4 protein-coding genes are annotated in these 3,391 nt (G+C 39.8%); 1 reads left to right on the top strand and 3 read right to left on the bottom strand.

Translation table 11 applies throughout. The features are described 5' to 3' along the window. The 3 genes from PX481_RS03285 to PX481_RS03270 all read right to left on the bottom strand — a co-directional run. A partial coding sequence (locus tag PX481_RS03285; RefSeq protein WP_288093654.1) for an NAD(P)/FAD-dependent oxidoreductase occupies positions 1-546 on the bottom strand: 546 nt, incomplete at its 3' end. Positions 547-1,109: 563 nt separating this feature from the next. Further along, a complete protein-coding gene (locus PX481_RS03275) occupies positions 1,110-1,400 on the bottom strand; it encodes a circadian clock KaiB family protein (protein WP_002757114.1) in 291 nt (96 codons plus the stop codon). Then, positions 1,397-2,263 (bottom strand): response regulator, encoded by an 867-nt coding sequence (locus PX481_RS03270; RefSeq protein WP_002757113.1) that lies wholly within the window; start codon positions 2,261-2,263, stop codon positions 1,397-1,399. The genes PX481_RS03275 and PX481_RS03270 overlap by 4 nt, the downstream gene beginning before the upstream one ends. 261 nt (positions 2,264-2,524) lie before the next feature. Between PX481_RS03270 and PX481_RS03265 the strand changes: the two genes are divergently transcribed. Further along, complete coding sequence (locus PX481_RS03265) at positions 2,525-3,370, top strand: IS5 family transposase (protein ID WP_002795280.1); 846 nt, start codon at positions 2,525-2,527, stop codon at positions 3,368-3,370. Positions 3,371-3,391 lie beyond the last annotated feature (21 nt).

The raw sequence follows: 3,391 nt of genomic DNA, 5'->3' as shown, positions 1-3,391 counted from the left end.
TCTTCCCCTTTCTCCGAGGCGATCGGCCAGCTTACAGGCTAATTCTACGCCGCTATAACCGCCCCCGATAATGGCGACCCGAATTTTATCGCGATCGGATTGTTCTAGGGTTTTGAGTCGATCCCGAAGACGATAGGCATCCTCTAAACTACGAAAGGGGATAGCGTGGGTTTTGGCCCCGGGTAGGAATTCAAGGGAGGATTGACCACCGAGGGCGATGACGAGGCGGTCATAGCATATATTGTTTTGATTGTCAAGGGTTATTTTATGATTATTAACATTGATCGCCGTGACGGTTCCCTGTTGGAAGTTAACCGGGGTATTAGCGAGTAATTCGCTGAAAGGGGGAGCAATTTCCCAGGATTGCAGTTCTGAGGTGACTAATTCGTAGAGAAGGGGAGAAAATAAAAAGCGATCGCTTTTATCAATTAAGGTAATTTGGGGAGGGTGTTGATCTTGCCAAGGCAATTGACTCAAACGTAAAGCAGTATAGAGTCCACCAAAACCACCACCGAGAATACAAATTTTTGGGATTGAGTCAGTCATATCGATCGCTGAGGGTTTTGTTTCTTATTTTGACACTCCCTGCCGTAAAATGGACGGGGAACCTTAAACCCAAATTTTCGGTAAAGCGAGCAAAGAAAAATCTTTTTATTCATCTACCCAGCCAAATCGTCAGCAAAGCCACAATTGTAGCCAGAAAAAGGATATGATTCATCCAATCGTCGAAGGACCAATTTTTAAACATAATCACTATTAGCGTAGAAAACTTTTAAACCTACATCCAATCCTACACATTTTTTAGTCGGTTCTAGCGGTTTTGCATCTTCCCGAATATCAACGCTTAGACAGAATTGGACATAATAAACATTTGAACGATTATTTTTCTGAAACTTAGGATAATCATTGTTTATCGACCTTAAACAACTACTTATATGCTAACCTATACAGCAGAGATTGTCAAGATTTAAGTCGTGCTTCGCTGTTTTATATTGGTTGGGGTTTCATCTCGTTAAAAGCGAGAGTCTTCACCCCGACATTTGAGATAAAATTAAGATTAGAGCTTATTAGAGAGGAAAAACCTAACCAGAAGAATTTTTAGGTGAATCCTAATTGCGATGGGAGTCTTTGGGAATAACATCCAAACCGAGGAGAACCTTTTGAGTATTGGACATATCGCCGATAATTCTTTGTAGGGGTGGGGGAAGTTGTTTGACTAAAGTAGGAGTTACGAGAATTTTATCCTGTTCCGCTAATTGGGGCTGTTCGAGAACATCAATTATTTCTACTGTATAAAGATCGGATAACTCCTCGCGACAGATACGAAAAATATTGGCGATCGCCCTCTGGGATTTACTTGAATCGCCCATAATGTAGAGTTTGAGAAGATATTGACTCATGATTGCGTGTTATTGAACAGTTTAATGTTGCTGAGACCGATATAGTATTTACGATAGAAAGAGACGAGATAACCCATCAATTCCAAGACCATGAGACGACCTTCGCTAACGTAGGCCTGCGCTTTGGCCAGGGTGACATCCTGATTTTTTTGGCGTAGGGTGGTGGTATGAATATCCACCACATCGCGAGGACTAGCTTTTAAGAATCCTAACTTATCGGCCAAGCTTCGCAGTCGTTCCGATAGATTATGTTCCACTTTGTATGCTTGTTCTTCTAAAGCTAAGTCTAATAACTCTCCGTAATTTTGGACTAATTCTTGAAAAATATCGGGAATACTCTGCTTTATTGCCTCAGAACCGAACATTTTCGCCGTGATGCTAGTTTGTACTCCCTTGATCAACTGTTCCAGTTCGCGAAATTCCTCTTCCTGTTGTTGATGTTTAAGATTGAGGATATATTGCTGACGTTCGATCGCCACACGAATTTGATAGACTAAAAGACTACTATCGATATTATTTAACTGAATATAACCGTCAGCACCCAGTTGAAAGGCTTTAACGACTAATTTCTCATCATTGCTAGTAGTTTGAACCACTATCGGTATATCAGAGGCTAATTCTCTGGTTTTGACTAGAATATTTAAGCCGGGGGGGACAGAGATTTCCAAGCTTAAGAGGATGAGATCAAATTTCTCCCCTGCTAGTTTTTCGGCAGTTTGCTGTAGATCCTGAGCTTGGGTGAGGGTAAAAGTCAACCCCCCGGCCAGGGAACATTGGGGGGCCTTTAACAGCAATCTCTGGATTAATTTAACAGTCGTCGGTTCATCCTCTATCAATAAAATCCTACAGAGATCCCTAGTCATTGTTAATCGATCGCTAAAATTATCTTTTTTCCCCTACTTTCATAGTACGCTCATCTTTGGGAAACGCAAGGACAAAATCACAATCTAGCACCCGCTATCTCGAAGTCTTATTCTACCGCTCAACTAAACTTACTCAAACTTACTTAGGGTTTGCTGAAAAAGTTTGTTGGTGGGGTTAGGATTCAGGAGTCAGGATTCAGTAGACCTCCTGCAAAAATAGGAACTGATTATGTAAAATAAAGTAAAACACTCAGAAAAACAATGACTTACGAAAAAGTAAAAAATTTGAATCCAGAAGAGTTTAAACGCTTTTGTGGGGTATATCCTGAAACATTTAAGGATATGGTGAAAGTTCTGGCCGCCGAAAAAGTTCTGCAAAAAAAATCGGGAAGACCAAGTAAATTAAGTTTAGAAGACCAAATCTTGATGACCTTAGAGTATTTGCGGGAATATAGGACTTATTTCCATCTCGCAATTAACTGGGAGATTAATGAGACAACAGCCCTACGAATCACTAGAAGGGTAGAAGGTATTCTCATGAAATCAGGATTATTTAATCTGCCAGGTAAAAAGACAGTTCAACAAGCCAATAGTGACCTAGAGGTAGTGGTAGTAGATGTAGCAGAGCATGAGATAGAAAGACCTCAAAAGAAGCAGAAAGATTACTATAGCGGGAAACAGGGCTATCATACAATAAAATCTCAAGTTCTTGCGGCTCAAAAAACAGGAATGATAATCTGTACCGCTCATGGAAAGGGAAGAATACATGACTTTAACCTTTGGAAAAATAGTCAAATTGGGATAGATAAAAGTATTGAATGTTTAGCAGATAAGGGCTATCAAGGAATCCAAAAACAGCATGAAAATAGTAGGATTCCTTACAAAAAGAAGAAAAATCAAGAATTAAGTTCAGAAGAGAAAGAATTTAATCGCCAGTTATCAAGAGAAAGAATTATTATCGAACATATTCACAGAAGTCTGAAGATATTTAGAATTTTATCATCAAGATATAGGAATCGGAGACGGCGTTTTGGTCTGAGATTTAATTTAATCGCTGGCATTTACAACTATGAACTTGCTTTAGGCTATCATCAAGTAGCTGAATAAGACTTTTGCAGGAGGTCTAGT

The sequence above is a fragment of the Microcystis sp. M53603_WE2 genome (genome assembly GCF_030065435.1).
The sequence above is the reverse complement of the archived record's forward strand: the minus strand, read 5'-3'. Positions and strand labels throughout refer to the sequence as shown.